The sequence below is a fragment of the Micromonospora qiuiae genome (assembly GCF_016863555.1).
Taxonomy (GTDB): Bacteria; Actinomycetota; Actinomycetes; order Mycobacteriales; family Micromonosporaceae; genus Micromonospora; species Micromonospora qiuiae.
In genome coordinates this window covers 18,820-43,494 of record NZ_BOPC01000060.1, presented here as the reverse complement: position 1 = coordinate 43,494, position 24,675 = coordinate 18,820, and the positions used below count along the sequence as shown (strand labels likewise).

Below are 24,675 nucleotides of genomic sequence, written 5' to 3'. Positions count from 1 at the left end.
CCGCCCGGCGACCACAACCAGCAGGATCATCGACGTGGGTGGCAACCTCTCCGCGATCATCGGAGTCTTCTCGCTGGTCACTGTCCTGACGGCGGCCCTGGTCGCGGTCGCCCGGCTCCGCAGCCGCCGCGGCATCGCCACCCCCGGTCAACGGGCCACCTACGAGGTGCTGCACACCGCCGGGCTGGCCGCCGAGCCACTGCGCGCCGGGCTGACCCCGGCCAGCGCGGCGAAGGCCGCCCGTCATCTGCGTACCCTGGTCGGCGCCGACGGACTTGCGCTGACCGACACCGACGACCTGCTCGCTCTCGACGGGCAGGGCGCGCACCACAGCGAGCAGCTTGGGGCGGCGGCCCGGCGGGTGGTCGCCTCGGAGCGATCCACGGTGCTCGCCGAATCGGAGCTTTCCTGCGACCGGCTCGACTGCCCGATCCGGGGGGCCGTGGTGACGCCGTTGGCGGGCGCGGAGGGCCGGATCGCCGGCGCGCTGGTCGCGGTCACCGACGGCGTACCCGCGCCGGGTCTGGTGCAGGCCACCCTGGAGACCGCGCACTGGGCCGGCAGTCAGCTCGCCCTGGCGGAGTTGGACTCGTCCCGGGAGCGGCTGGCTCGGGCCGAGATACGCGCATTGCGGGCGCAGATCAGTCCGCACTTCATCTACAACGCGCTGACGGCGATCGGCTCGTTCGTCCGTACCGACCCGGAACGGGCGCGGGAACTGATCCTGGAGTTCGCCGAGTTCACCCGCTACTCGTTCCGGGCCCACGGTGAGTTCACCACGTTGGCCGAGGAGCTGCGCTCGATCGATCGCTACCTGACCATCGAGCGGGCCCGGTTCGGCGACCGACTCCAGGTACGTCTCCAGATCGCTCCCGAGGTGCTGCCGGTGACCCTGCCGTTCCTGTGCCTGCAACCGCTGGTGGAGAACGCCGTCCGGCATGGCTTGTCGCGCAAGCCCGGCACGGGCATGGTGAGCATCGAGGCTCGGGACGCGGGCGCCGAATGCCACATCACGGTGGAGGACGACGGAGTGGGAATGGATCCGGGCACGCTGACCGCCGGAATCGCCGAGCTGGCCGGAAACACCCGCGACCCCGGGGACGACCCCGGCCAGCACGTCGGTCTCTCGAACGTCGACGAGCGACTCCGGTCGGTCTTCGGGGACGGCTTCGGCCTGGTCGTGGAGACGGGTCTGGGTTCGGGTACGAAGGTGAGCATGCGGGTGCCGAAGTTCCATCCCGGCGTACGGGCCAGTTCGTGACTGGCAACGGCGCTGCACCCGGTTTCCTACGTGTGCTGGCGGTGGACGACGAGCCACCGGCGCTGGACGAGTTGGCGTACCACCTGCGAGCCGACCCCCGGGTGGCCCGGCTGCACACGGCCGGCGACGCCACCGAGGCGCTGCGGCTGCTCCGCGACGCCGACGTGGACGTGGTATTCCTGGATATCCGGATGCCTGGCCTGGACGGCATGGAGCTGGCCCGGGTGCTGCGTCGATTCGCCCGGCCACCGGCGATCGTCTTCGTCACCGCGTACGACGACGGCGCGGCGGACGCCTTCGACCTGGGTGCCACCGACTACGTCCGCAAGCCGGTACGCGCCGAGCGGCTGGCGGAGGCGCTGCGCCGGGTGGTCGGCTCGCGGGTGGTGCCGTCGCACCCGGCCGCGCTGGCCCGCGCCGAGGAGGATCCGACGATCCCGGTGGAGTTGGCCGGCAGCACCCGGATGCTGCCCCGGTCGGCGGTGCGCTGGGTGGAGGCGCAGGGCGACTACGCCCGGCTGCACACCGCGGAGGGCTCACATCTGGTCCGGGTGTCCCTCGCGACGCTCGCCGAGCGGTGGGCCGACGCGGGTTTCGTCCGGATCCACCGGTCGTACCTGGTGCAGCTCCGGCTGATCGCCGAGCTGAGACTGGTCAACTCCGGATACGTGGTGGTGGTCGACGGCACCGAGCTGCCGGTGAGCCGGCGGCACACCCGGGAGCTGAAGGACAAACTGGTCCGCGCCGCCAAGCAGGAGTGGAGCCGCTGAGGGTCCCTGGCGGTCTCCCCTTCCCGGTCCGGCGACCCGGCCGTGGCGGCGATGCTCGGCTGTTCCTGCTCGTCGCCGTCGGTGGGGCGTGGCTGCCGGTACTTGGCGATCCAAGCCTCGACATCAACCTTGAGCCACACCTTGGTAGCCCGCAGCTCCTGATAGGGCTCCGGAAAGGTGGGCCGCATCGCGATCTGCTGGAAGCGCGAGCGGGTGATGCCGAGCATCTGGGCTATCTCCCACGGCCCGGCCAGCTCGCCTGGTCCATTCCCAGCAGCCATAGGGCCGAAGGTATGTGCGCATCACCCTCCCCACTCGGGGATCCCCGATCGGGGAGGGGCGATCAGCCCTCGATGCAGCGCCACGCACCCGTCAAACCCCTCTGGTTCTGCGCCGCGTGCGCGCATGGCTGGCCCTGCCGCCAGGCCCGCGCCGAGTTGCTCGCGGAATACGGCACGGGCCGGCTGTTGGGCCTGGACATGGCCGACCTGCTCACCGAGGCGACCGCCGACCTGACTCGCCTCGGCGCAGCCCCCGACCCCCACCACATGCATGTCCGGTTCCTCGGCTGGGTCAGGAAGCCAACCCGGTGAGCGAGTCAACGGGTTCGACTAGCGAAACAGCGTTAAGCATCCGACCAGAGGTTCTGTCGCTCTGTCGCCAACAGGCGACCACCGGCTGGTCAGGAAAAACCGCAGGCCCCACGGCGCTGGCGGAGTGGACGCGTCAGCGCCCCTCACCCCTCCAGTGCCGCCTTTGCTCTGCTTCAACCCACGCAACAGGGTCAGCGGCAAACCGTTGCGTAGGTTGAAGCAGAGCAAAGGCAGCGGCCACAACACAGGTGGTGACCTGGCGGCAGCCCAGAACGGCACGGTGAGGGGACAGCCAACGGCCAGATCCTGAAGGAGATCCTCGCCGAGCGGCTGCACAGATTCCGGGCTCTGTCCCGGAGACAGTGCGCGGCGTCCTGGGGCAGCCGCGGCCAGCGGTGCCGGGCTGCGGTCTCCTCGTCCACCGGGTTATCCACAGGCTCAGCGCGTTGTCCACAGGTTGTCCACAGGCCCTTGACATTCTCGACGGGCGGACGAGACTGCCGTGAATGGTCGCCGAGGATCCCGTGCCGGCACCCCGCCGCCCCGATCCGTCCCGGGCGGCCGGCGAGCGGCACGCACCCGAGCCGATGACCCGGGTCGCTGCCGAGCAGCGGCCTGGGGAGTCCGCGCGTACCCGGGTGGTGCTGGCCGAGGTGTCCCGGCGGAAGCACCGGGCCGGGGGCACCCGCACCGAGTTGACCCAGCAGACCCGGGTCGGCGAGGCCCTGATCCACGGCCTGGTCCGCGCTCAGCTGGCCCTGGCCCTGCAACTGTCGGCGGTGGTCATGGTGGGGCTGGGCGGGCTGCCCTGGCTGTTCGCCGTCGCGCCCTCGGTCGGCCGGATGACCGTGCTCGGGGTCAACCTGCCGTGGCTGCTGCTCGGGGTGCTCTCCTTCCCGTTCCTGGTCGCGGTCGGCTGGACGTACGTGCGGCTGGCCGAACGCAACGAGCAGGATTTCACCGACCTGGTCCAGCGGCCGGAGCGCTGAGGTGGGCAACGACCTCGTCGTACCGGCGATCGTGGCGGTCACCCTCCTCACCTTCGGGATCGGTTTCTACGGGCTGCGGCTGGCCCGCACCACCTCCGACTTCCTGGTCGCCTCTCGGGTGGTCAGCCCCACCTGGAACGCCGCCGCGATCGGTGGCGAGTACCTGTCGGCGGCGAGCTTCCTCGGCGTCGCCGGGCTGATCCTCAAGTACGGCGTGGACGTGCTCTGGTACCCGGTCGGCTTCGCCGCCGGCTACCTGGCCCTGCTGCTGTTCGTGGCCGCGCCGCTGCGCCGCTCCGGCGCGTTCACCCTGCCCGACTTCTGCGAGCTGCGGCTGGGCTCTCGCCGGCTGCGCACGCTGGCCACCGTCTTCGTCATCTTCATCGGCTGGCTCTACCTGGTGCCGCAGTTGCAGGGCGCCGGGCTGACGCTGGCCACCCTGGCCGGTTCGCCGTACCCGGTGGGCGCCCTGGTGGTGGCCGTGGTGGTGACTGCCAACGTCGCGCTGGGCGGAATGCGGGCGATCACCTTCGTGCAGGCGTTCCAGTACTGGCTGAAGCTGACCGCGCTCGCCGTACCCGCGATCTTCCTCGCCCTGCAGTGGCAGGCCGACGGGCGGCCGGCGGTGACGCCGCCCGAGGGGCCGACGTTCCGGACCGCGACCACCGTCGTGGTCGAGCACCGCGCGGTGCTCACCCTGCCCGACGGGCAGTCCCGCGAGGTACGCCCCGGCGACGAGTTGACCTTCGCGGCGGGCGAGCCGGTGCCGGAGGTCTCCGGGGTGGTCACCGGCGTCACCGACTGGCTGCTGCCCAGCACCGCCGGTGCCGACGACCGCGGGCTGTTCGCCACGTACTCGCTGATCCTGGCCACCTTCCTGGGCACCATGGGGCTGCCGCACGTGCTCGTGCGCTTCTACACCAACCCGGACGGCGCGTCGGCCCGCCGGACCACGCTGGGGGTACTTGCCCTGGTCGGCGTCTTCTACCTGCTGCCCACGATCTACGGCGTGCTGGGCCGGATCTACACCCCGCAACTGCTGGTCAGCGGCCAGACCGACGCGGTGGTGGTGCTGCTGCCCGAGGCGGCGCTCGGCGCTGGGACCACCGGGCGGTTGCTCGCGGCACTGGTCGCCGCCGGGGCGTTCGCGGCCTTCCTGTCCACCGCGTCCGGTCTGCTCACCAGCGTCGCCGGGGTGATCTCCACGGATGTGCTCGGTCGCGGCTCGGTCCATGGCTTCCGGCTGGCCACCGTGATCGCCGGTGGGGTGCCGCTGGTCCTCGCCCTGAACGTCGTCGGACTGGACGTGTCGCAGGTGGTCGGGCTGGCCTTCGCCGTCGCCGCGTCGAGCTTCTGCCCCTTGCTGGTGCTCGGCATCTGGTGGCGCGGGCTCACCGACGCGGGCGCGGCGGCCGGAATCCTGGTCGGCGGCGGCGCGGCGGTGATGGCGGTGCTGCTCACCGTGCTCGGCCCGCCGCTGACCGGCTGGCCGGCCACCCTCACCGCACAGCCGGCCGCCTGGACCGTGCCGCTGGCGTTCACAGTGATGGTGGCGGTCTCACTGGCCACCCGCCGCCGCGCCCCCGCCGACGTCGGCCGCACCATGCTGCGCCTCCACGCCCCCGACAGCCTCCGGCTGTAAGGAAGGGCCCCCTTTTAACGCCTACGGTAGAGAAAGGGCCCCCTCTTAACACCGCGCCTCAAGCGGGAGCCGCGGGCGCCCGGACTCCGCCTGGGGAAGGATGTGAGGATCATTCTCTGGGCTGGCAGGACCCTGGTCAGGTCGGGATACCGTCTGGTACATGACTGGTGAGCACCCTGCCCTGGCGCTGCGTGGCCTGGCCAAGAGCTTCGACGGCAAGATCGCTGTGGCCGGCGTGGATCTGGACGTGCCGACCGGCTCGTTCTACGGGCTTCTCGGCCCGAACGGCGCGGGCAAGACCACCACCCTGTCGATGGCGGTCGGGCTGCTGCGGCCGGACGCCGGCGGTGCCTGGGTGCTCGGGCGTGACGTCTGGACCGACCCGGTCGGCGCCAAGCAACTGCTCGGTGTCATGCCGGACGGCGTACGGCTGTTCGACCGGCTCAGCGGCGGCGAGCTGCTGGCGTACCACGGACTGCTGCGTGGCATGGACCCGGCGGTGGTCGACCAGCGGGCGGCGGAGTTGCTCGACGTGCTCGCCCTCGCCGACGCCGGCCGCACCCTGGTGGTCGACTACTCGGCCGGCATGAAGAAGAAGATCGGCCTGGCCTGCGCCCTGCTGCACGGGCCCCGGCTGCTGGTGCTGGACGAGCCCTTCGAGGCGGTCGATCCGGTCTCGGCGGCGCTGATCCGGGACATTCTCAAGCGGTACGTCGCCGGGGGCGGGACGGTGGTCTTCTCCAGTCACGTCATGGAGGTGGTGCAGCGGCTCTGCTCGCACGTGGCGATCCTCGCCGAGGGCACCATCAAGCGGGTCGGCACCCTGGAGGAGGTACGCGGCGAGCGTTCCCTGGAGGAGGTCTTCGTCGAGGTGGTCGGCGGGCGTACGGCCACCGGTGAGGAGCTGGCGTGGCTGTCCCGGTGAGCGCTCCGACAAGTCCGGCCCGGCGGGTCTCGGCGCGGCACTTCGTCCGGCTCAAGCTGCGGGTGATGGGCAACAACTTCCGGGGTCAGGGCTGGCGCATCGCGCTCTTCCTGGTCGGGTCGTTGTTCGGGCTCTGGTTCGCGGTCAGCGCCTTCTTCGGCCTGGCGGCACCCGGCCTGATCGGCGAAGACCGGTACGCGCTGCTGGTCGCCGCGTTCGCCGGCGGGCTGATGGTGCTCGGCTGGCTGCTGCTGCCCCTGGTCTTCTTCGGCGTCGACGAGACGCTCGACCCGGCCCGCTTCGCGCTGCTGCCGCTGCCCCGGCGCACCCTGGTCACCGGGCTGTTCGCGGCGGCGCTGGTTAGCGTACCCACGATCGCCGTGCTGGTGGCGCTCTCCGGCCTGGTCGTCACGGCCGGTGTCTTCGGCGGCTGGTCCGCCGCCGTTGTCGCGGCGGTCGGCGTGGTCTGCGGCGTGCTGCTCTGCGTGGCCGCAGCGCGGGCGGTGACCAGCGCCTTCGCCACCATGCTCCGGTCCCGGCGGGTACGCGACCTGGCCGCCGTGCTGCTCGCGGTGGCCGCCGCGCTGCTCGGGCCGTTGCAGATCGCCGGTGTGGCCGCGATCCAGGACGTCGACTGGGACCGGTTGAACGGCGTGGCGACGGTGATCGGTTGGACGCCGTTTGGCGCACCGTGGACGGCCGGCATCGACGTGGCCCAGGGTCGGGTCTGGGCCGCGCCCCTGAAACTCCTGATCACCCTGGCGGCGATCGCCGCGCTGCTGGCCTGGTGGTCGCGTTCCCTGGAGTCGGCGATGGTGGGCGCGGCGAGCTCCGGCCCGGCCCGGGCCAAGCCGGTCGCAACCGACGGTGTGGTGGCTCAGCTCTTCCCCCGGGCAGCCGGCTGGCTGCGTCGTGACCGGTTCGGGGTGCTGGTCGCGCGGGAGGCCCGCTACTGGTGGCGGGATGCCCGGCGACGGGCGAACCTGATCACCATCGCGGTGGTCGGTCTCTTCGTGCCGGTGATGGTCAACTTTGGCGGGCAGGGCTTCACCGTCGACAACGAACAGGGCTTCAACTTCGTCGGCGAGACGTCACCGGTGCTGGTCAGCCTCTCCATGCTCTTCGTCGGTCTGCTCGCCGCGGTGACCCTGGCCAACCAGTTCGGTTTCGACGGCAGCGCGTACGCCGCGAACGTGGTGGCCGGGGTGCCCGGACGGGTGGAGCTACGGGCCCGGATGACCGCCTTCTCGCTGTACGTGCTGCCGATGCTGGCGGTGGTCGCCGTGGTGATCGCGTTGGTGCTCGGCGAGCCGGCCTGGGTCGGGTTCATGGCGGGCACGCTGGTCGGCACCTACGGCGCGGGGTTGGCGGTCAACTCGTTCCTGTCGGTGCTCGGTGCCTACTCGCTGCCGGAGACGAGCAACCCGTTCGCGATGAACAGCGGCGCCGGGATGGTCAAGAGCCTGCTGACGCTGCTGGCCATGGTCGCCACCGGCGCGGTCGCCGTACCGATGGTGGTCGCCGCCGCGCTGCTCGGCGACGTCTGGCTCTGGCTGGGTCTGCCGCTGGGTCTGGCGTACGGCGTGGGCGCTGCGCTGCTCGGCGCGTACCTGGCCGGTGACGCGCTGGACCGCCGCCAGCCCGAACTGCTGGCGATGGTCACCCCGCGTCGCTGATCCCGGCACCCTCGTCGCACCGTTCTCGCAGACGGCGATCGGTGTTGCGGGCAGTTGCTATCGTCCGCCGAGACGCCGATGATCTAGGCAGCTCGGGAGGGGAGAGACGATGGGTCTGATGGACAAGCTCCGGGGTGAGTTCGTCGACATCGTGGAGTGGCTGGACGACAGCCGGGACACCATCGTGTGGCGCTTCCCCCGCTACCAGAACGAAATCAAGATGGGTGCCCAGCTCGTCGTCCGGGAGTCCCAGACGGCGGTGTTCGTCAACGAGGGGCAGATCGCCGACGCTTTTCCGCCCGGCACGTACACGCTGGAAACCCGCAACCTGCCCATCCTGTCCACTCTCAAGGGCTGGAAGTACGGCTTCAACTCGCCGTTCAAGGCCGAGGTCTACTTCGTCAACACCCGGCAGTTCACCGACATGAAGTGGGGCACGCAGAACCCGGTGATCCTGCGGGACGCCGAGTTCGGGGTGGTCCGGCTGCGGGCGTTCGGCGCGTACGCGGCGCGGGTGGTGGACGCGCCGAAGCTCCTGCGTGAGTTGGTCGGCACTGATCCGCAGTTCCGCACCGAGGAGGTGCAGGAGTATCTGCGTCAGGTCATCGTGGGCCGTCTCGGCGGCGCGCTGGCCACGGCGGGCGTGCCGCTGCTGGACCTGGCCGCGCACCAGGATGCGATCGGCCGGCGGCTGGCCGGTGTGCTGACCGAGGAAGTGGCCGACCTCGGTATCGCGATTCCCAAGTTCGTCATCGAGAACATCTCCGTGCCGCCCGAGGTGGAGCGGGCGCTGGACAAGCGGACCGGCATGGGCGCCGTCGGGGACCTCGACCGGTTCACCCGGTACCAGGCGGCCACCGCGCTGGAGGAGGCGGCGAAGAACCCGGGTGGCGAGGCAGGGGCCGGCGTCGGGCTGGGCATGGGCATGGCCATGGGTCAGCAGATGGCTCGGGCCATGTCGGGTGATGCGGGGGCGACGCCGTCGCCGGCTCCCGCGCAGCCGGTCGGCACCGAGCCGCCGCCGCTGCCGAACCAGACGCAGTGGTACGTCGGCGTCGCCGGGCAGCGGCAGGGCCCGTTCGACCTTGCTGGGCTGGCCGGGCAGGCGGGTGCGGGCACGCTGGGCCCGGACACGCTGGTCTGGCGGGCCGGGATGGCGCAGTGGCAGCCGGCCGGGCAGGTGCCGGAACTCGCGTCGGTGCTGGCCAGCGTGCCACCACCGCTGCCGCCGCAGTGAGCGCACGGTACGCCGAACGGGCCTAGAAGGGGTGCAGGATGAGCGACACGGCCGTATCTCCATCGTCGTACCAGTGCGGAGGCTGCGGCGCCCGGGTGGAGCATGCGCCGGGCACGACGGCGCTGAGCTGCCCGTACTGTGGGCACCGGCAGCAGATCGCCGATGCTGGCCGGAGGGTGCGCGAGCACGCCTACGCTGACCTGGCCAGGTTGCCGCGCAAACCGGCGGCCGAGGTCGGCGCGCACGCCTTCGTATGTCCGGGATGCGGCGCCCGCACCGAGAGCGACGCCCTCGCCGAGCGCTGCCAGTTCTGCGCCACGCCCTTGGTGACGGAGACGGCGACGGGGGACCTGATCGCGCCGGAGGCGTTGCTGCCGTTCGCAGTGGACCGGGCGGGCGTGCGTACCGCCCTGGGTAAGTGGTGCCGCAGCCGCTGGTTCGCGCCGAGCAGCCTGAAGAAGGTCAGCGAGGCGGAGACCCTCAAGGGCACCTACCTGCCGCACTGGACGTTCGACGCGCGGACCGTCTCGGACTACCGGGGCCAGCGCGGCGAGCACTACTACGTCACCGAGACGTACACGGTGACGGTCGATGGCAAGCAGGAGACGCGCACGCGGCAGGTGCGGCGCACCCGCTGGCATTCGGCGAGCGGCACCGTCCGCCGCGACTTCGACGACGTGCTGGTGCCCGCCACGACACGCCTACCACAAGGGCAGTTGGACCAGTTGGCCCCGTGGCCGCTGGCCGAGGCGGTCGCGTACCACCGTGACTACCTGGCCGGTTATCACGCGCTGCGGTACGACACCGAGCCGGAGGCGGGGCTGACCACGGCAAAGGCCCGGATGGCGCCGGTCATCGAGCGGGACTGCCGGTCGGACATCGGCGGCGACGAGCAGCGGGTCACCTCGGTGCACACCAACTACTCGGACATCACGTACAAACTGATCCTGCTGCCGGTGTGGATCGCCGCGTACCTGCACGCGGGCCGGTCGTACCAGGTCCTGGTCAACGCCCGGACCGGCGAGATCATCGGCGAGCGCCCGTACAGCACCGCCAAGATCATGGCAGCGGTGCTCACCATGCTGGCGCTGCTCACCACGCTCCTGGTGGCGTACCTGCTGAGTCGGTAGGGGTGCCACCGGCCGGCGGGCCACAATGTTTCACGTGAATCCAGAACCCGGTGCCCAGATCCATCACACCGATCCGTTCGCCGTGCCGGCTGGCCAGCGTTCGCCCGTACGCCGGCTGCGGGGTCGGCTCGCCGCGCCGGTGACCCTCTGGACGGCGCCCGGCCCGGCCGGGCTGACCGTGTCGTCCACGCTGGTGGCCGACGGCGACCCGGGCCGGCTGCTCGGCCTGGTCGACGCCGAGTCGGACCTCTGGACGGCGATCGAGGAGTCCGGTGTCTTCGCCGTGGCGCCGCTCGGCCCGCCGCACCGGCAGCTCGCCGACCGCTTCGCCGGGCTCTTCCCGTCGCCCGGCGGTCTCTTCGCCACCGGCCGCTGGGCCGACACGCCGTATGGGCCGGTGCCGGCCGACGCCGGCGGCTGGGCCGGTTGCCGGTTGGACGCCGCCCGGGAGTACGGCTGGAGCCTGCTGGTCGAGGCGACCATCGAGCGGGTGAAACTGACCGAGGAGACCGAGCCGCTGCTGCACCACCGGGGTCGCTACCGCGAGTTGGACTGATCTCATCGACCGGTCAGCGGAGTGAACTGAGTCACTCGGCGCAGCGATGCTGCCGTTCGGCGCATGTGCCGACCACCAACGATCTCGGCCTTCTCCGGCGGGGGACGCGCCTCCTACCGTGCGCGAAATCCCTGACGTCTGTGAAGGTGGTGATCCACAAGATGTCCACGGACACGCCCGCGTCCGCACCGAGCGATTCGGTGTCGGAGCGGTACCTAGCGGTCCAACGGTCGGACGAGTTCGCCGGGCTACGCCGCGCGTTGCGCGGTTTCGTCTTCCCGATGACCATCGCGTTCTTCCTGTGGTACGCGCTCTATGTGATTCTCTCCGCGTACGCCCGAGGCTTCATGAGTGCGCGACTGTTCGACAGCAACATCAACGTGGCGCTGGTCTTCGGCCTGCTCCAGTTCGTCTCGACCTTCCTCATCGCCTGGTACTACTCCCGGTACGCGGACCGGAAGATCGACCCGGTGGCCGACAAGATCCGCGACGAACTCACCGGAGGTGACTCGTGACCACGACGATCCTCGCGGCCGAGGCGGGCAACACCACCGCCCGCAACCTGACCATCGTGCTCTTCCTGGCCTTCGTGGCGGCCACCCTGGCCATCACGATCTGGGCCAGCCGGCAGACCAAGACCGCCACCGACTTCTACGCAGGCGGTCGGTCGTTCTCCGGCTTCCAGAACGGCATGGCGATCGGCGGCGACTACATGTCCGCCGCGTCCTTCCTCGGCATCGCCGGCCTCATCGCGCTCTACGGATACGACGGCTTCCTCTACTCCATCGGCTTCCTGGTGGCGTGGCTGGTGGCGCTCCTGCTGGTCGCGGAGCTGCTGCGGAACTCCGGCCGGTACACGATGGCCGACGTGCTGGCCTTCCGGATGCGGCAGCGTCCGGTGCGTACGGCGGCGGCGGTCTCCACCATCACGGTGTCGATCTTCTACCTGCTGGCCCAGATGGTCGGCGCGGGTGCCCTGGTGGCGCTGCTGCTCGGCATCCGGCCCGGCACGACCTTCCTGGGCATGGACGCGGAAACCGCCAAGGTGGCGACCATCATCATGGTCGGGGCACTCATGATCATCTACGTCACCGTGGGCGGCATGAAGGGCACCACCTACGTACAGATCGTCAAGGCGTTCCTGCTCATGGGCGGCGCGCTGCTGATGACACTGCTGGTGCTCGCCAAGTACAAGTTCAACCTGTCGTCGCTGCTCGGCGACGCGGCGGCGAGTTCCGGCCAGGGCACCGCGTTCCTGGAACCCGGGCTACGGTACGGCGTCGAGGTGGCCGGCAACGCGACACAGACCTTCTACAACAAGGTCGATCTCTTCTCTCTCGGTATCGCCCTGGTGCTCGGTACCGCCGGCCTGCCGCACATCCTGATCCGCTTCTACACCGTCCCGACGGCGAGGGCGGCCCGCAAGAGCGTGCTCTGGGCGATCGGCATCATCGGCACCTTCTACCTGTTCACCCTGGCGCTCGGCTTCGGTGCGGCGGCGCTGGTCGGTGGCGACGCCATCCGTGAGCAGGACAAGGCCGGCAACACGGCGGCGCCACAGCTCGCCGAGGCACTCGGGATCGATTTCCTCGGCGGTGACCTGGGTGGCGCGGCGCTGCTGGCGATCATCGCGGCGGTCGCCTTCGCCACCATCCTGGCGGTGGTCGCGGGGTTGACCCTGGCCTCCTCGTCCAGCCTGGCGCACGACTTCTACGCCAACGTCATCAAGCGGGGCGAAACGTCGGAGCGGCAGGAGGTGAACGTCGCCCGGATCTCCGCGCTGGTGATCGGCGCGGTCTCCATCGTACTGTCGATCTTCGCGCAGAACCTGAACGTGGCCTTCCTGGTGGCGCTGGCCTTCGCGGTGGCCGCCTCGGGCAACCTGCCGGCGATCCTCTACAGCCTGTTCTGGAAGCGGTTCAACACCTCCGGCGCGATGTGGGCGATCTACGGCGGCCTGCTGGCGGCCGTGGTGCTGGTGTTCTTCTCACCGGTGGTGTCCGGGGCGCCCACGGCGATGTTCGCCGACCACGACTGGCAGTGGTTCCCGCTGTCGAACCCGGGCATCCTGTCCATCCCGATCGGTTTCCTCTGCGGCTGGATCGGCACGGTCATCTCCAAGGAGAGTGACGAGGAGAAGTACGCCGAGTTGGAGGTGCGCTCCCTGACCGGAGCCGGCGCGCACTGACCGGCGCCGCGTACGCGGGTGGATGTAAGCGTTAAGAAGGGCCCCCTTTACCACGCCAGGCGTTAACAGGGGGCCCTTCCTTATATGCTCACCGCATGAAGGTTGAGCAGCGGTTCGGGCCCGGTCATCGAATTCTGGTCACCGGTGGAGCCGGCTTCGTTCCCTCGCACCTGGTGGACGCGCTGATCGCCCGCGGCTGCGCGGTGGTCGCGCTGGACAATTTCGTCACCGGGTCACGGGAGAATGTGGCGCACCTGCTCGGCACGCCGACCTTCACCCTGGTGGAGGCGGACGTCTCCGACGGACTGCCCGATCATCCGGCGCTGGCCGAGCGCTTCGACGCGATCCTGCACATGGCCTCCCCGGCGAGCCCGACGGACTTCGAGAAGCTGCCGGTGGAGATCCTGCGGGTGGGCTCGCTGGCCACCCTGCACCTGCTGGAGCGCGCGGCCACCGACGGCGCCCGGTTCCTGATGGCCTCCACCTCCGAGGCGTACGGCGACCCGAAGGAACACCCGCAGCGGGAGACCTACTGGGGCAACGTCAACCCGATCGGCGTGCGTAGCGTCTACGACGAGGCCAAGCGCTTCTCCGAGGCCGCCACGATGGCGTACCGCCGCAGCCGGGGCGTGGACACGGCGATTGTCCGCATCTTCAATACTTTCGGACCGCGGATGAGGCCGGACGACGGCCGGGCCATCCCGACCTTCATCTCGCAGGCGTTGCGCGGTGAGCCGATCACGGTGCACGGCACCGGCAACCAGACCCGCTCGATCTGCTACGTGGCGGACCTGGTCCGGGGCATCCTGCTGCTGCTGGACTCCACTGAGAGCGGGCCGGTGAACTGCGGCACCGAGCACGAGATGAGCATGCGACAACTGGCCGAGACGATCGTGTCACTGTGCGAGAGCAAGTCGGAAGTGACGTATGTCACCCGCAACGCCGATGACCCGGAAATGCGCCGGCCCGACCTCACTCTCGCCCGTGACTTGCTCGGATACGAGCCGATCGTCACGCCCGAGGAGGGTCTGCGGCGCACCATCGAGCACTTCCGCGAGCGGCTGGCGTGATGGATTCGCCACGACGCGATTTCGCCTGACGGCGACACTGGCCGCGGCTGCGTACCCTGAGTTACATGTCAGCCGCCACCATCCCCGCCGCGCTGCCCTTCTCCCACCTGTGGCGCGGCGCAGGCCGAGCAACGGTGCCGGGTCCCGGCGGGCGCGGCACCGGCCCGGCCGAGACGCGCTGGTACCCGTCGCACGACGAGCCGACACACCCCGGCGGGCCGGGCGGCCCACGCGGACCGGTGGGGCCCGGCGGGCCCGGCGGAACGATCCCACCGCGCGGCCGTCGACCCCGGTGGCGCCGGATCGCCCTGGTGGCCGGTGTCGTCGTGCTGGTGCTGGCGCTGGCCGGCACCGCGGGTGCCTTCTTCTACGCCCGCAGCCTGGACAAGAACCTGGCCCGGACCGACCCCTTCTCGGAAATCACCGGTGGCCGGCCCGCCAAGGCTGTGGACGGCGCGCTGAACATCCTGCTGGTAGGCACCGACTCGCGGGATCCGGACGCGCCGATGGACCGGGCCGGCGAGTGGCGTGCCGACACCATCATCGTCATGCACATCCCCGCCAACCACCAGGAGGCGTACCTCGTCTCCATCCCGCGCGACCTGTACGTGCCGATCCCGGAGAGTGCCGGTGCCGACTGCGGGTCCGGTCAGCGCCGCAAGATCAACGCAGCCTTCGCCTTCGGCGGGCTGCCGCTGGCGGTACGCACCGTCGAGTGCTTCACCGACGTGCACATCGATCATGTGATGGCGATCGACTTCGGCGGCTTCAAGCAGGTCACCGATGCGCTCGGCGGGGTGGATCTGAAGGTGGAGCGGACCATCACCTCGATCCACAAGCCGTACCGGAAATTCACCAAGGGCACCAACCACATGAACGGGGCCGAGGCCCTGGACTGGATCCGGCAGCGCAAGCAGTTCCCCGACGGCGACTTCGCCCGAATGCGCCACCAGCAGGAGTTCCTGCGTGCGTTGATGGACAAGGCGGCGAGCACGGGCACGCTGACCAAACCGAAAAAGCTCAACGCCTTCCTCCGCGCGGTGACCGACGCGGTCACGGTCGACCACGACTTCTCGCTGACCGACATGGCGGTGCAGTTCCGCAACCTGCGGGGAGAGAACCTCACCTTCGTGACCAGCCCGCACCTGGGGAGCCAGACCATCAACGGCGAGTCGGTGGTCGTCTCCGACCGGGAGAAGGCACTGACCATGTACCGCGCGATGTCCGCCGACACGATGGCCGACTGGGTGAAGGCGAACAAGAAACCGGCGACCGACAACGGCTGACGTACCGCCTCCTGCGCACCAACCCCCGACCATCCAGTTCAATGTGTCCGTTCGGGCATTTCAGCAGGATCACGTGGCAGGAAACATTGGCTGACCGCTACCCGAATTCGCCACGACCGATCGGCGTACGTAAAGTGTTTCCGCCCCCTTCGCCAGAACACGAACTGGAGCACGCATGCCGGTTCACGGCCCCGCCCTGCTCGAGCCGCCTCGCGCGTCCGCCACGCCACCCTCACCCGTCGCCAAGAAGAAGCCCGGCAAGAAGAAGCGCCGTAAGGATCCCCTCTGGGCCCGGCTGACCGTGGTGTTCGGTGCCGTGCTGATGATGACCAGCGGTGTGGCCATCGTCGGCAGCAAGGCGGTGATCAGCCAGGCCACCGGCAACATCTCCCAGCGCAACCTGCTCGACGAGGCGGGTAAGACGCAGGCGGAGGGCGGTGGCGACCTCAAGGGCCCGATCGATCTGCTGCTGCTGGGCGTGGACGCCCGCGAGCGGTGGGACGCCGACGACGTCCGGGCGGACAGCATCATCGTGCTGCACATTCCGGCCACCCACGACCAGGCATACCTGATCTCGATCCCGCGCGACACCGAGGCGCGGATCCCGGCCTTCGAGAAGACCGGCTACCCGGGTGGGATCGGCAAGATCAACGGCGCCTTCCAGGCGGGCGCCCGCAACGGCGGCGGCTGGGAGGGCGGCGCCCAGCTGATGGCCAAGACGATCAAAGGCATGACCGGCATCAGCTTCGACGGTGCCGCGATCATCAACTTCGGCGGCTTCAAGGGCATCATCGACGCCCTCGGTTCGGTGCGCATCTGCGTCAAGCAGGAGGTCGCGTCGCACCACATGTCGTACGTCGACGGCAAGCCGATGTGGAACGCCGACGCCAAGAAGACCGGCAAGCCGAGGACTCCGGTGGTGCACAAGAAGGGCTGCCGGAACATGAAGGGCTGGGCGGCGCTGGACTACTCCCGCCAACGTTACGGGCTCAAGGACGGCGACTACGACCGCCAGGCGAACCAGCAGCAACTGATCAAGGCGATGGCGAAGAAGGCCACCCAGGACGGCGTGCTGACCAACCCGGTCAAGCTGAACGGGCTGATCAAGGCGGCCGGCAAGGCGTTCATCCTCGACACCGGCGGTGTCCCGCCGGAGGACTTCATCTTCACCATGCGCGGGGTCACCGGCAACGAACTGATCATGCTGAAAACCAACGGCGGCACGTTCCACGCCCGGGGCAACGGCAACGAGGCGCTCGACGAGCAGACCATGGACATGTTCCGCGCCGTCCGGCAGGACAAACTCGCTGAGTTCGTCTTCTACAACCCCGAGGTGATCTCTTCCTCCCGGAGTTGACCGGGCGGCCGTCGCGGCACTCGGATCCGGGAATCACCGTCACGCTCCGTGAGCATTTCGTAGCCTGAGATGAGCAATGTTCATCTCAGGCTCTCGCGGGAGGGGCGTCACGGCCAGGACGGCGCGAGGCGGCGCGGCGCGGACACCGGGCGGCGGCCCAGGACGTCCGCGCTGGGCCCGCGTACTGCTCGGCGCGGGGTTGGCCGTGGTGCTGCTGGCCGCGCTCGCCGTGGTCGGCCTCAGGGTGCTCGCGGACCGGTACGAGCGCACGATCACCCGGGAACAACTGCTGGCCCCCGCCGCCCGCACCGCCCGCACCGACCTGGACGGCCCGATCAACTACCTGCTCGTCGGCTCGGACCGTCGGCCCGGCGACATCGGGCCGCAGCAGCGCACCGACACCATCCTGATCGTGCACGTCCCGGCCGGGCTGCGCACGGGCTATCTGGTCTCCGTACCCCGGGACCTGCTGGTCACCATCCCGCCCGGCGCCGGCTACCCGGGCGGCGAAGACAAGATCAATACAGCGTACGAGTACGGCGGGGGTGGCCAGCACGGCGCGCAACTGCTCTCCGCCACCCTGGCCCGGCTCACCGGGATCCGATTCGACGGCGCCGCCCTGGTCGACTTCGCCGGCCTGCGCAACGTGATCGACCTGCTCGGCGGAGTGAACATGTGCGTACGGACCGAGGTGCACTCGATCCACACCGACCGGGTCTTCCACCCCGGCTGTCAGCAGATGGACGGCGCGCAGGCGCTGGACTACGTACGCCAGCGCTACGACCTGCCCGGCGGTGACTACGACCGGCAGACCCACCAGCAGCAGTTGCTGGGCGCCATGCTCAAACGCGCGGGCGAGACCCGGCTGCGTAGCGATCCCATCCAGGTGCACCGACTCATCCAGGCGGTCGGCAACTCCCTGACCCTGGACACCAACGGAATACCGGTGGAGGATCTGCTGCTCGCGATGCACGGCCTGTCCGCCGAGGCGCTGCACGGCGTGCAGGTGCCGTCGCACGCACAGACCATCAACCAGGTGTCGTACGTCGTACTCGACGGTGGCGGCCGGGGGTTGTTCGAAGCAGTCCGGGGCACCCGGATGCCCGAGTGGGCCGAAGCCCACCCGCGCTGGGTCACCCGGCTGTGACCGCCGGCCGGCAATGCCGGCTCACCGGATCGCGCCGCCCGCGCCGGTCGGCCCGACGAGGTTCTAGGCTTGGTACCCGTGTTCGGACCTCAGATACCCACCGTGACCGTGCCCGAGATCAGCGACGACACGTACCTGCTCGATGTCAGGGAGGACGACGAGTGGGCCGCCGGTCACGCACCGGGCGCCCACCACCTGCCGATGATGGAGCTGCCGGCCCGGCTCGCCGAGGTGCCGACCGACCGCGACGTCGCCGTCATCTGCCGTTCCGGCGGGCGATCGGCCCAGGTGGTCGCCTACCTGCTGCGCAACGGCTGGGAGCAGGTGCGCAACGTCGCGGGCGGAATGGGCGAGTGGGAGGCCGTCGGGCGGCCGGTGGTCGGCGCTGACGGGCAGCCGGGCCAGGTCCGGTAGGCGGTCGCGATGGGTTCACCCCTCGTCTTCGCGCACCGTGGCGCGTCGTACGACCTGCCGGAGCACACCCTGGCCGCCTACCTGCGGGCCCTCGAGGAGGGCGCCGACGGGCTGGAGTGCGACGTCCGGCTGACCCGCGACGGGCACCTCGTCTGCGTACACGACCGCCGGCTGGACCGGACCAGCAACGGCCGTGGGCTGGTGAGCACGCGTACCCTCGCCGAGTTGGAGGAGCTGGACTTCGGCTCCTGGCATCCGGGCTGCGTACCGGCCGACGGCGACGAGGTGCTCGACGCGTCGCACACCCGGCTGCTCACCCTCGAACGCCTGCTGGAGGCGGTCCTCGCCGCCGGTCGGCCGGTCCGGCTGCTGGTGGAGACCAAGCACCCGTCCCGCTACGGCGGCAACGTCGAGCGCCGGTTGGTCGCGCTGCTGCGCCGGTACGGCCTGGCCGAGCCGCGCCCCGAAGATCCGGTACGGGTGACGGTGATGTCCTTCTCCCCCCTGGCCGTACGCCGGATCCGGGCCCTGGCTCCCGCGCTGCCGACCGTGCTGCTGCTGGAGGTGCTGCCCCGCTGGCCGCAGCTGGGCCGACTGCCGTTCGGCGCCGGTATCGCCGGTCCGGGCATCGGGCTGGTGCGGGCCCGGCCAACGTTGGTGCCGGCGCTGCGGGCGGCCGGTCACCAGGTCTACGTCTGGACCGTGAACGAGCCGGCCGATCTCGAACTCGTGCTGGCCGCCGGCGTGGACGGCGTGATCACCGATCGCCCGGCGCAGACTCTGGCCCGGTTACCTCGGTGACCCATTCGGGGATGCCCAACAACGCGGATGTCGGTGCACACTCGGGGCATGCCGGACCGCACCGACTACGCCGCTCTGATCGCCGGGCACACCGTCATCATCGAGATGATCAACTCGGGCGATGCGGGCCTGCCGGTCCTGAACCAACTGCTCCAGGTGGCCCAGCCGGCGCTCGGTGCCGCGGGCATGGCATTCGTCGAGTTCGCGCCCAGTGGCGGTCGGGTGATCGCCGCCACCGGTGCCGCCGAGTGGACGCTCGGCCGGCCGCTGCCAGCCAGCGACCCGATCACCAGCTGTCTGCTCACCGGGCCCCGCGTGCGGCACGTACGGACCGATCGCTGCACCAACCAGCTCGCCGCCGAGCTGGCCGAGCGTGGCCTGCGGCGGATGGTCGTCTCCCGGGCGGAGATCGCCGGGCACACCGTCGGCAGCCTGCACGCCCTCTACCTCGCCGGTGACGACGAGGCCAGCACCGACCAGCACGCGGTGGTCGGTTATCTGGGCTCCTGCATCGCTCACATGTACGGCTACCAGAGCGGCCTTCCGGTGCGCGGCGACGGTCCGGTGGTGGCGGCGCTCGCGGACGGGCTGGCCGTCGTCGACGACGAGCGGGACCTCTTCGTGGCGGTCACCAGCCACGAGCTTCGTACCCCGGTGACGGTCATCAAGGGGTACGCGGACACCCTCACCGACCACTGGGAGTCGCTGAGCGAGACGGATCGGCGGCAGGCGGCCCGGGTGATCGGGCAGCGCGCCAACGACCTGGCCCGGCTGCTCGACCGGCTGCTCGCGTCCGCCGCCGAGGCGTGGCCGGGTGACGGGCCCCCGGCGCCGCTGGACCTCGCCGAGACACTCCGGCTCGCCGTCGCCGACCTACCTGCGGACCTGCGTCGCCGGGCCACCCTCCAACTGCCGGCCGAGCTACCCAGGGCGGTCGGGCACCGGCAGAGTCTCGGCACCGTACTGACCGAGTTGGCCACCAACGCCGCCAAGTACTCCCCACCCGGCTCGCCGATCGAGATCAGCGCGGAGGCGGACGACCAGACCGTCTGCTTCCGGGTCAGCGACCGCGGCATCGGCGTACGCCCCGAGCACGTCGAACGGGCCTTCGACCGCTTCTGGCAGGGCGACTCCGGTGACCGGCGGCGCTATCCCGGCACCGGTCTCGGCCTGTATCTCGTCCGTCGGATCGTTGAACAGCAGAATGGGTGGGTATTCCTCCGTCCGAGGACAGGTGGCGGTACGGTCGCAGAGGTGCGGCTGCCCCGCAGGTGAACGGTGGGGTCACGGGGCGGAAGAAGGGCTGGAAGTGTCGACGGGAGCGGTCGAACGAGCATGGTGCGTGGTGGTGCCGCACCATGCCGGTGGGGCCCGGTTGGCCCGGCACCGACTCGCCGCCGAACTGGCCGAGGTGGTGTCCCCGGCCGTACTGGCCGATCTGGTGGCGGTCCTGGCCGAGCTGGTGGGCAACGCCGTCCGGCACGCCGACCCGCTGCCTGGCGGGGTCGTCCGGGTGGCCTGGCGGCTACGGACGACGCCCGAGGGAGCACAGGTCCGGCTGCGGGTGACCGACGGCGGAGCCGCTGGCGGCCCGCGGATCCGCCCGGCGGACGCGGACGCGGCCGACGGTCGCGGCCTGCACATCGTCTCCGGCCTGGCTAGCCGGTGGGGGGTGGAGCGCGACGGTCTCGGCCAGAGCGTCTGGGCCGATTTCGATCCGGTCCCCGCACGGCCAGGCCTGCTGGTCACCGGCTGACCCGGCCGAGCTGCCGGTCATCGGCGGCGGTCAGAGGTGGGTCGTGGCCCCATCGGGTCGTGAGGACATCTAGGCTGTCTCGCCGTGAGCAAGCGTCGAAAGAACCAGCGGGCAGCCGCGCCGGGCGGGAAGCGGGAGCGGGTACGGGACGTCTTCGTTCCCCGCCCTTTCGAAGGGCTCGCCGACGAGCCGGAGTGGATCGCCCTGCGGGAACTGGTCCCCGCCGCCTCCGCGCCGCTGCGGCTCACGCCGGCGCTGGTCGAGGAGTACGGCGACCGGCCGGTCACGCTGGCCACCGTGCTGCCGATGGCCGTGCCCGCGATGAGTCGGTCGGACGGGCACGTCTTCGTCGGCCTCCAGCGACACCTCCAGTCCGGTGACATCTCCCGTGATCTGGCCGAGTCGCTGCTCTGCGCGATCCGCACCGAGCCGGGTGCCCCGGTTTCGGTGCCGCCGCTGCCCGGCCCCGGGCCCCGGCTCCAGGACATCCTGGTCGACGGCCCACTGGAGATCACCCTGCACGAGGGCTTCGAGTTCTGGCTCGCTCCGGAGGCTGCCGGTGACCCGACCGTGCAGGCGTCCCTGGAGCGGGCCAACGCGGCGATCTATCCCACCGTACGGCTGGCCACCGCCCAGGCCGCCTACTGGTGCCGAGTGCCGGAGAAGGCACACGTCCGTTGGGTGCTGCCCGAGGCCGAGGAGGCAGCTCTGGACGCGCTGGCCCGGCTCGGCGCGGCCGGCTCGCTGACCCTCGGCGAGGGGACCAAATTCGCCGGCATGTTCCGGGCCCACGGACGGCTGGTGCCGGTCTGGGACCTGCCCGAGGAGCCTCCGGCGACCGACTGGGAGACCCCGGTTGCCGACTTCGCCAAGCGCTACGCCGAGGCGCTGGTTGACACCGATCAGTTGGACGCCGCCGCCCGGCGTTCCCGACAGGGCCTGCTCGGCCGCCAACTCACCCTGCGCTGAGCCCGCGCGCTCGCTGCCGAGCCCGCGCTTCATGCCGAGCCCGCGCTTCATGCCGAGCCGGCGCGCTCCGTGCCCAGCCGGCGCACTCGCTGCCGATCCGGCGCCCATGGTGTTAATAGGGGGCCCTTTCTCTACCGCAGGCGTTAAAAAGGGGCCCTTCCTTACTCGCGGAGCAGGGGGCAGGACATGCAGCGGGGGCCGCCTCGGCCGGAACCGAGCTCGGAGCCGGCGATCGGGATGACCTCGATGCCGGCGCGCTCCAACTGGGCGTTGGTCTCGACGTTGCGTTCGTAGCCGACGCAGACCCGGGGAGCCAGCGCCAAGCTGTTGTTGCCGTCGTCCCACTGTTCGCGCTCGGCGGTGACCGGATCCAGTCCGGTGGGAATCACCCGGAGGCGCTCCAGGTCCATCGCGTCGGCGGCGGCCCGCAGGAACGGCGCCGGGCCGTCCACCCGGGGGGTGTCGCCGTCGGTGCCGGCGATCACCGTGTACGCGGAGAGCGTGCTGGCCATGTTCGGGTACATCAGCACCGCGTCCACGTCGACCATCGTGCAGACGGTGTCCAGGTGCATGGTCGCCCGTTCCTGAGCGATCGGGACGACGAGGATGGTGTGCGCCAGGCCGGCCGCGAAGACCTGGCGGGCCAACCGTTCCGCCCCGGCCGGGGTGGTCCGCTCACCCACTCCGACAGCGAGCACCCCGGGGGCCAGCAGCAGCACGTCGCCGCCCTCCAGCGGCTCGAGCCCCGGGTGGTAGATGAACTCGGTTCCGGCGAACCGTGGGTGGTACCGATAGATCGCGTCGGTCAGCGTGGTTTCTCGCCGTCGGGCCGGCATGGCCAGGCTGGTCACTCCCACCCGGTTGCCGATCCACAGTGAGGAGTCCCGGGTGAACACGAGGTTCGGGAGCGGATCGATGATGAAGTCGTGCCGGTCCATCATGGTGTAGACCAGGCCACCGCGGCGGTCCGGGCCGAGCCGCAGCTCCTCATGGGCCAGACCGGCGACGAGAACACCGGCGAGCGCGGCCGGGTCGAGGTACGACAGGTGCGCGGCGACCTGGGCGCGCAGGGTGTCGCCGAGTCGGGGCGAGCTGAGCACCTGCTCGGACAACCCGGCCCGGGCATCCGGCACAGCCAGCGCCTCGGTGAGTAGGTCGGTCAGGTAGAGCACCTCGACGCCGCGCTGGCGTAGGGTGTTGGCGAAGGCGTCGTGCTCCTCCTGTGCACGCCCCACCCAGGGGATGCCGTCGAACAGCAGGGAGTTGTTGTTGCGCGGGGTGAGCCGGGCGAGTTCCGGCCCCGGCCGATGCAACAGGACGGTGCCCAGCCGGCCGACCTCACTGTGCACGTGGTGGCTCACTCTTGGCAGCGTAGGGCAGGGTTTGGCGGCATCCGGTAAAAAGCCTGTGGATGAATATGGCATTCATCCGTACTCATTCCGGCGCTCCGGCTTGCCGACCACCCGGACCAGCGACGTAGGGTAGTGAGTAGGTAACTTCGAGGGACCTTTTGCCGGAGGTCACGATGACTGTCTTCCCCGCTCGTCGAGCCGCACCGCCCTCTCGGGCACTACCGCCCGTGGCGGTACCGCACCCCAGGGTGGAGGCGCCAGGGGTGACCACGGCGTCTCGTCCATCCCCGTTGGCGTGGGCTCGCCGGCGGCGAGCCGAGCGGGGCGCCCGGCGGCTGGAGGCGGCCGGCGCACGGGCGCTCGGCCAACTCGGCCATCTCGGGCCGGCGTGGCACGTCATCGACTGGCCTCGCACGGACGGCGTCGACGCCCTGCTCAGCGAGAGCGAAGACGATCGAGCCGGATTCCTCGCCATCGGCCCGAGCGGGCTCTTCGCCGTCACCATCGCCGACCACGGCCGGGCGCGGGTGCTGGTCGCCGGCGACGTGGTGCAGATCAACGGCAAGCGCCCGCCGTACGTCACCGAGGCCCGGCGTGACGCCAGGCGGGCCAGCAAGGCGCTCACCGCCGCGGTCGGCCATCCGATCCCGGTGACGCCGGTGCTCACTTTCGTCGGCTCCGGCGTGATCAGCGTCTACGGCCTCCCGAAGGACTGTCTCATGGCGACGCACCGGGAACTCGACCGGCTACTCGTCGCCGGCGGGAACCGGATCAGCCCGTCCACCGCCGAAAAGCTCTCCCGGGTTGCACAGCACCCCAGCACCTGGACGAACGGCACGTACCCACCGGCGGCGGACTACCGGTGGTACGAGGACGGCCGAACGGCCGCTGACAAGCGGGCCACCCATCGGTAACGTCTGCGGCGACGCCACGCGGCCGGGCCGGCCCAGCACCCGCTGGCCCGCGCCGTCGCCAAACCCGGCACCGATCAGCACCGACGGCACGGATGCCCAGCGCACGGTCGGCGAGCGCCGCGACGACCGGCTAGCGTGGACGTACCATCGGTGTACATAGGAGGCGCGGTGGCCCACGTCGAACTCTCGCTCTCGGAAGTGTTCGCGCCCACGACGAGGACACCGCCAGAGCCGGGGTGCGACAACATCGGCCGCTGGTCCGCGACGGTCTCCAGCGCTGACGAGCCCTGCCTTTTGATCGATGCCGAGACCCGGGTGCTGGCCGTCTCCGCCGCCGGCTGCGAGCTGCTCTGCCTGGGCACGCCGGAAGAACTGATCGGGCTGCCGCTGCTCGAAGGTGGGCTGCGCCTGCTGGATTTCACCGCCAACCGGGGCGAGTTGGCCGATCCCGAGATCGACAAGATTCCGCCGTTGCTCGCGCTCACCTCCGGTCGGCTGGCCCGTGGCCTGCTCAGGATCGAGGCCGCTGGGGAGGGCACAACCGACGCGACGGTCGATGCCATCTCCACGCCGGTGCTCGCCGACGGGGCGGTCGCGGGCTCACTGACCTTCTTCTCCGAGGTCTGATCCTCCTACCATGGG

General features: G+C 70.5%; 22 protein-coding genes and 2 pseudogenes. 23 read left to right on the top strand and 1 reads right to left on the bottom strand.

Annotated features, from left to right (window positions below):
• Positions 1–34: 34 nt before the first annotated feature.
• From Vqi01_RS20995 to Vqi01_RS20895, 21 genes and pseudogenes are all read left to right on the top strand, one after another.
• Complete coding sequence (locus Vqi01_RS20995; RefSeq protein ID WP_204036530.1) at positions 35–1,261, top strand: sensor histidine kinase; 1,227 nt, start codon at positions 35–37, stop codon at positions 1,259–1,261.
• On the top strand, positions 1,258–2,031 hold the full coding sequence (locus Vqi01_RS20990) for a LytR/AlgR family response regulator transcription factor (RefSeq protein WP_204036529.1): 774 nt from the start codon (positions 1,258–1,260) through the stop codon (positions 2,029–2,031). Before Vqi01_RS20995 ends, Vqi01_RS20990 begins: the two co-directional genes overlap by 4 nt.
• A 353-nt stretch (positions 2,032–2,384) precedes the next feature.
• Complete coding sequence (locus tag Vqi01_RS20985; protein ID WP_204036528.1) at positions 2,385–2,624, top strand: flavin reductase; 240 nt, start codon at positions 2,385–2,387, stop codon at positions 2,622–2,624.
• 587 nt (positions 2,625–3,211) lie between these two features.
• On the top strand, positions 3,212–3,613 hold the full coding sequence (locus tag Vqi01_RS20980; RefSeq protein ID WP_204036546.1) for a DUF485 domain-containing protein: 402 nt from the start codon (positions 3,212–3,214) through the stop codon (positions 3,611–3,613).
• 1 nt (position 3,614) lies between these two features.
• A complete protein-coding gene (locus tag Vqi01_RS20975) occupies positions 3,615–5,255 on the top strand; it encodes a sodium/solute symporter (RefSeq protein ID WP_204036527.1) in 1,641 nt (546 codons plus the stop codon).
• 160 nt (positions 5,256–5,415) lie between these two features.
• On the top strand, positions 5,416–6,180 hold the full coding sequence (locus tag Vqi01_RS20970; protein WP_204036526.1) for an ABC transporter ATP-binding protein: 765 nt from the start codon (positions 5,416–5,418) through the stop codon (positions 6,178–6,180).
• Complete coding sequence (locus Vqi01_RS20965) at positions 6,165–7,856, top strand: ABC transporter permease (RefSeq protein ID WP_204036525.1); 1,692 nt, start codon at positions 6,165–6,167, stop codon at positions 7,854–7,856. Before Vqi01_RS20970 ends, Vqi01_RS20965 begins: the two co-directional genes overlap by 16 nt.
• Before the next feature lie 109 nt (positions 7,857–7,965).
• Positions 7,966–9,093, top strand: coding sequence for an SPFH domain-containing protein (locus Vqi01_RS20960; protein WP_204036524.1), 1,128 nt, complete (start codon positions 7,966–7,968; stop codon positions 9,091–9,093).
• 38 nt (positions 9,094–9,131) lie between these two features.
• Positions 9,132–10,223 (top strand): TFIIB-type zinc ribbon-containing protein, encoded by a 1,092-nt coding sequence (locus tag Vqi01_RS20955; protein ID WP_204036523.1) that lies wholly within the window; start codon positions 9,132–9,134, stop codon positions 10,221–10,223.
• 19 nt (positions 10,224–10,242) lie between these two features.
• Positions 10,243–10,779, top strand: a pseudogene (locus Vqi01_RS20950) (flavin reductase family protein); the annotation flags it as partial.
• A gap of 161 nt (positions 10,780–10,940) precedes the next feature.
• Positions 10,941–11,313: pseudogene (locus Vqi01_RS20945) on the top strand (DUF485 domain-containing protein); the annotation flags it as partial.
• A complete protein-coding gene (locus Vqi01_RS20940) occupies positions 11,291–12,967 on the top strand; it encodes a monocarboxylic acid transporter (protein ID WP_204036520.1) in 1,677 nt (558 codons plus the stop codon). The pseudogene Vqi01_RS20945 and the gene Vqi01_RS20940, both read left to right, overlap by 23 nt.
• Positions 12,968–13,062: 95 nt before the next feature.
• Positions 13,063–14,037 (top strand): NAD-dependent epimerase/dehydratase family protein, encoded by a 975-nt coding sequence (locus Vqi01_RS20935; protein ID WP_204036519.1) that lies wholly within the window; start codon positions 13,063–13,065, stop codon positions 14,035–14,037.
• Between the two features lie 65 nt (positions 14,038–14,102).
• Complete coding sequence (locus Vqi01_RS20930) at positions 14,103–15,323, top strand: LCP family protein (RefSeq protein WP_204036518.1); 1,221 nt, start codon at positions 14,103–14,105, stop codon at positions 15,321–15,323.
• Between the two features lie 175 nt (positions 15,324–15,498).
• The gene (locus tag Vqi01_RS20925; protein WP_204036517.1) at positions 15,499–16,680 is read left to right on the top strand and encodes an LCP family protein; all 1,182 of its coding nucleotides are present in this window, start codon (positions 15,499–15,501) and stop codon (positions 16,678–16,680) included.
• 76 nt (positions 16,681–16,756) lie between these two features.
• Positions 16,757–17,827, top strand: coding sequence for an LCP family protein (locus Vqi01_RS20920; protein WP_443673857.1), 1,071 nt, complete (start codon positions 16,757–16,759; stop codon positions 17,825–17,827).
• 78 nt (positions 17,828–17,905) lie between these two features.
• Complete coding sequence (locus Vqi01_RS20915) at positions 17,906–18,241, top strand: rhodanese-like domain-containing protein (RefSeq protein WP_204036516.1); 336 nt, start codon at positions 17,906–17,908, stop codon at positions 18,239–18,241.
• Positions 18,242–18,250: 9 nt separating this feature from the next.
• On the top strand, positions 18,251–19,042 hold the full coding sequence (locus tag Vqi01_RS20910) for a glycerophosphodiester phosphodiesterase (RefSeq protein ID WP_204036515.1): 792 nt from the start codon (positions 18,251–18,253) through the stop codon (positions 19,040–19,042).
• Between the two features lie 48 nt (positions 19,043–19,090).
• Positions 19,091–20,317: a sensor histidine kinase gene (locus tag Vqi01_RS20905; RefSeq protein ID WP_204036514.1), complete on the top strand. Its 1,227-nt coding sequence runs from the start codon at positions 19,091–19,093 to the stop codon at positions 20,315–20,317.
• A gap of 67 nt (positions 20,318–20,384) precedes the next feature.
• The gene (locus tag Vqi01_RS20900) at positions 20,385–20,798 is read left to right on the top strand and encodes an ATP-binding protein (protein WP_372444394.1); all 414 of its coding nucleotides are present in this window, start codon (positions 20,385–20,387) and stop codon (positions 20,796–20,798) included.
• 84 nt (positions 20,799–20,882) lie between these two features.
• The gene (locus Vqi01_RS20895; RefSeq protein ID WP_204036512.1) at positions 20,883–21,767 is read left to right on the top strand and encodes a DUF5926 family protein; all 885 of its coding nucleotides are present in this window, start codon (positions 20,883–20,885) and stop codon (positions 21,765–21,767) included.
• Positions 21,768–21,928: 161 nt separating this feature from the next.
• Here Vqi01_RS20895 and Vqi01_RS20890 read toward each other — a convergent pair whose 3' ends face one another.
• Complete coding sequence (locus Vqi01_RS20890) at positions 21,929–23,128, bottom strand: arginine deiminase (RefSeq protein ID WP_239098550.1); 1,200 nt, start codon at positions 23,126–23,128, stop codon at positions 21,929–21,931.
• A gap of 164 nt (positions 23,129–23,292) precedes the next feature.
• Here Vqi01_RS20890 and Vqi01_RS20885 point away from each other — a divergent pair, with 164 nt between their 5' ends.
• On the top strand, positions 23,293–24,033 hold the full coding sequence (locus Vqi01_RS20885; protein WP_204036510.1) for a hypothetical protein: 741 nt from the start codon (positions 23,293–23,295) through the stop codon (positions 24,031–24,033).
• Between the two features lie 168 nt (positions 24,034–24,201).
• Entirely contained in the window at positions 24,202–24,660 is a 459-nt protein-coding gene (locus tag Vqi01_RS20880; protein WP_204036509.1) for a PAS domain-containing protein, read from the top strand.
• Positions 24,661–24,675 lie beyond the last annotated feature (15 nt).

Excerpts from the sequence above, each read along its gene's own strand:
- Vqi01_RS20985 (WP_204036528.1), top strand. The coding sequence starts at position 2,385 with ATGCAGCGCCACGCACCCGTCAAACCCCTCTGGTTCTGCGCCGCGTGC.
- Vqi01_RS20980 (WP_204036546.1), top strand. The coding sequence starts at position 3,212 with ATGACCCGGGTCGCTGCCGAGCAGCGGCCTGGGGAGTCCGCGCGTACC.
- Vqi01_RS20970 (WP_204036526.1), top strand. The coding sequence starts at position 5,416 with ATGACTGGTGAGCACCCTGCCCTGGCGCTGCGTGGCCTGGCCAAGAGC.
- Vqi01_RS20960 (WP_204036524.1), top strand. The coding sequence starts at position 7,966 with ATGGGTCTGATGGACAAGCTCCGGGGTGAGTTCGTCGACATCGTGGAG.
- Vqi01_RS20955 (WP_204036523.1), top strand. The coding sequence starts at position 9,132 with ATGAGCGACACGGCCGTATCTCCATCGTCGTACCAGTGCGGAGGCTGC.
- Vqi01_RS20935 (WP_204036519.1), top strand. The coding sequence starts at position 13,063 with ATGAAGGTTGAGCAGCGGTTCGGGCCCGGTCATCGAATTCTGGTCACC.
- Vqi01_RS20930 (WP_204036518.1), top strand. The coding sequence starts at position 14,103 with ATGTCAGCCGCCACCATCCCCGCCGCGCTGCCCTTCTCCCACCTGTGG.
- Vqi01_RS20925 (WP_204036517.1), top strand. The coding sequence starts at position 15,499 with ATGCCGGTTCACGGCCCCGCCCTGCTCGAGCCGCCTCGCGCGTCCGCC.
- Vqi01_RS20920 (WP_443673857.1), top strand. The coding sequence starts at position 16,757 with ATGTTCATCTCAGGCTCTCGCGGGAGGGGCGTCACGGCCAGGACGGCG.
- Vqi01_RS20910 (WP_204036515.1), top strand. The coding sequence starts at position 18,251 with ATGGGTTCACCCCTCGTCTTCGCGCACCGTGGCGCGTCGTACGACCTG.
- Vqi01_RS20905 (WP_204036514.1), top strand. The coding sequence starts at position 19,091 with ATGCCGGACCGCACCGACTACGCCGCTCTGATCGCCGGGCACACCGTC.
- Vqi01_RS20885 (WP_204036510.1), top strand. The coding sequence starts at position 23,293 with ATGACTGTCTTCCCCGCTCGTCGAGCCGCACCGCCCTCTCGGGCACTA.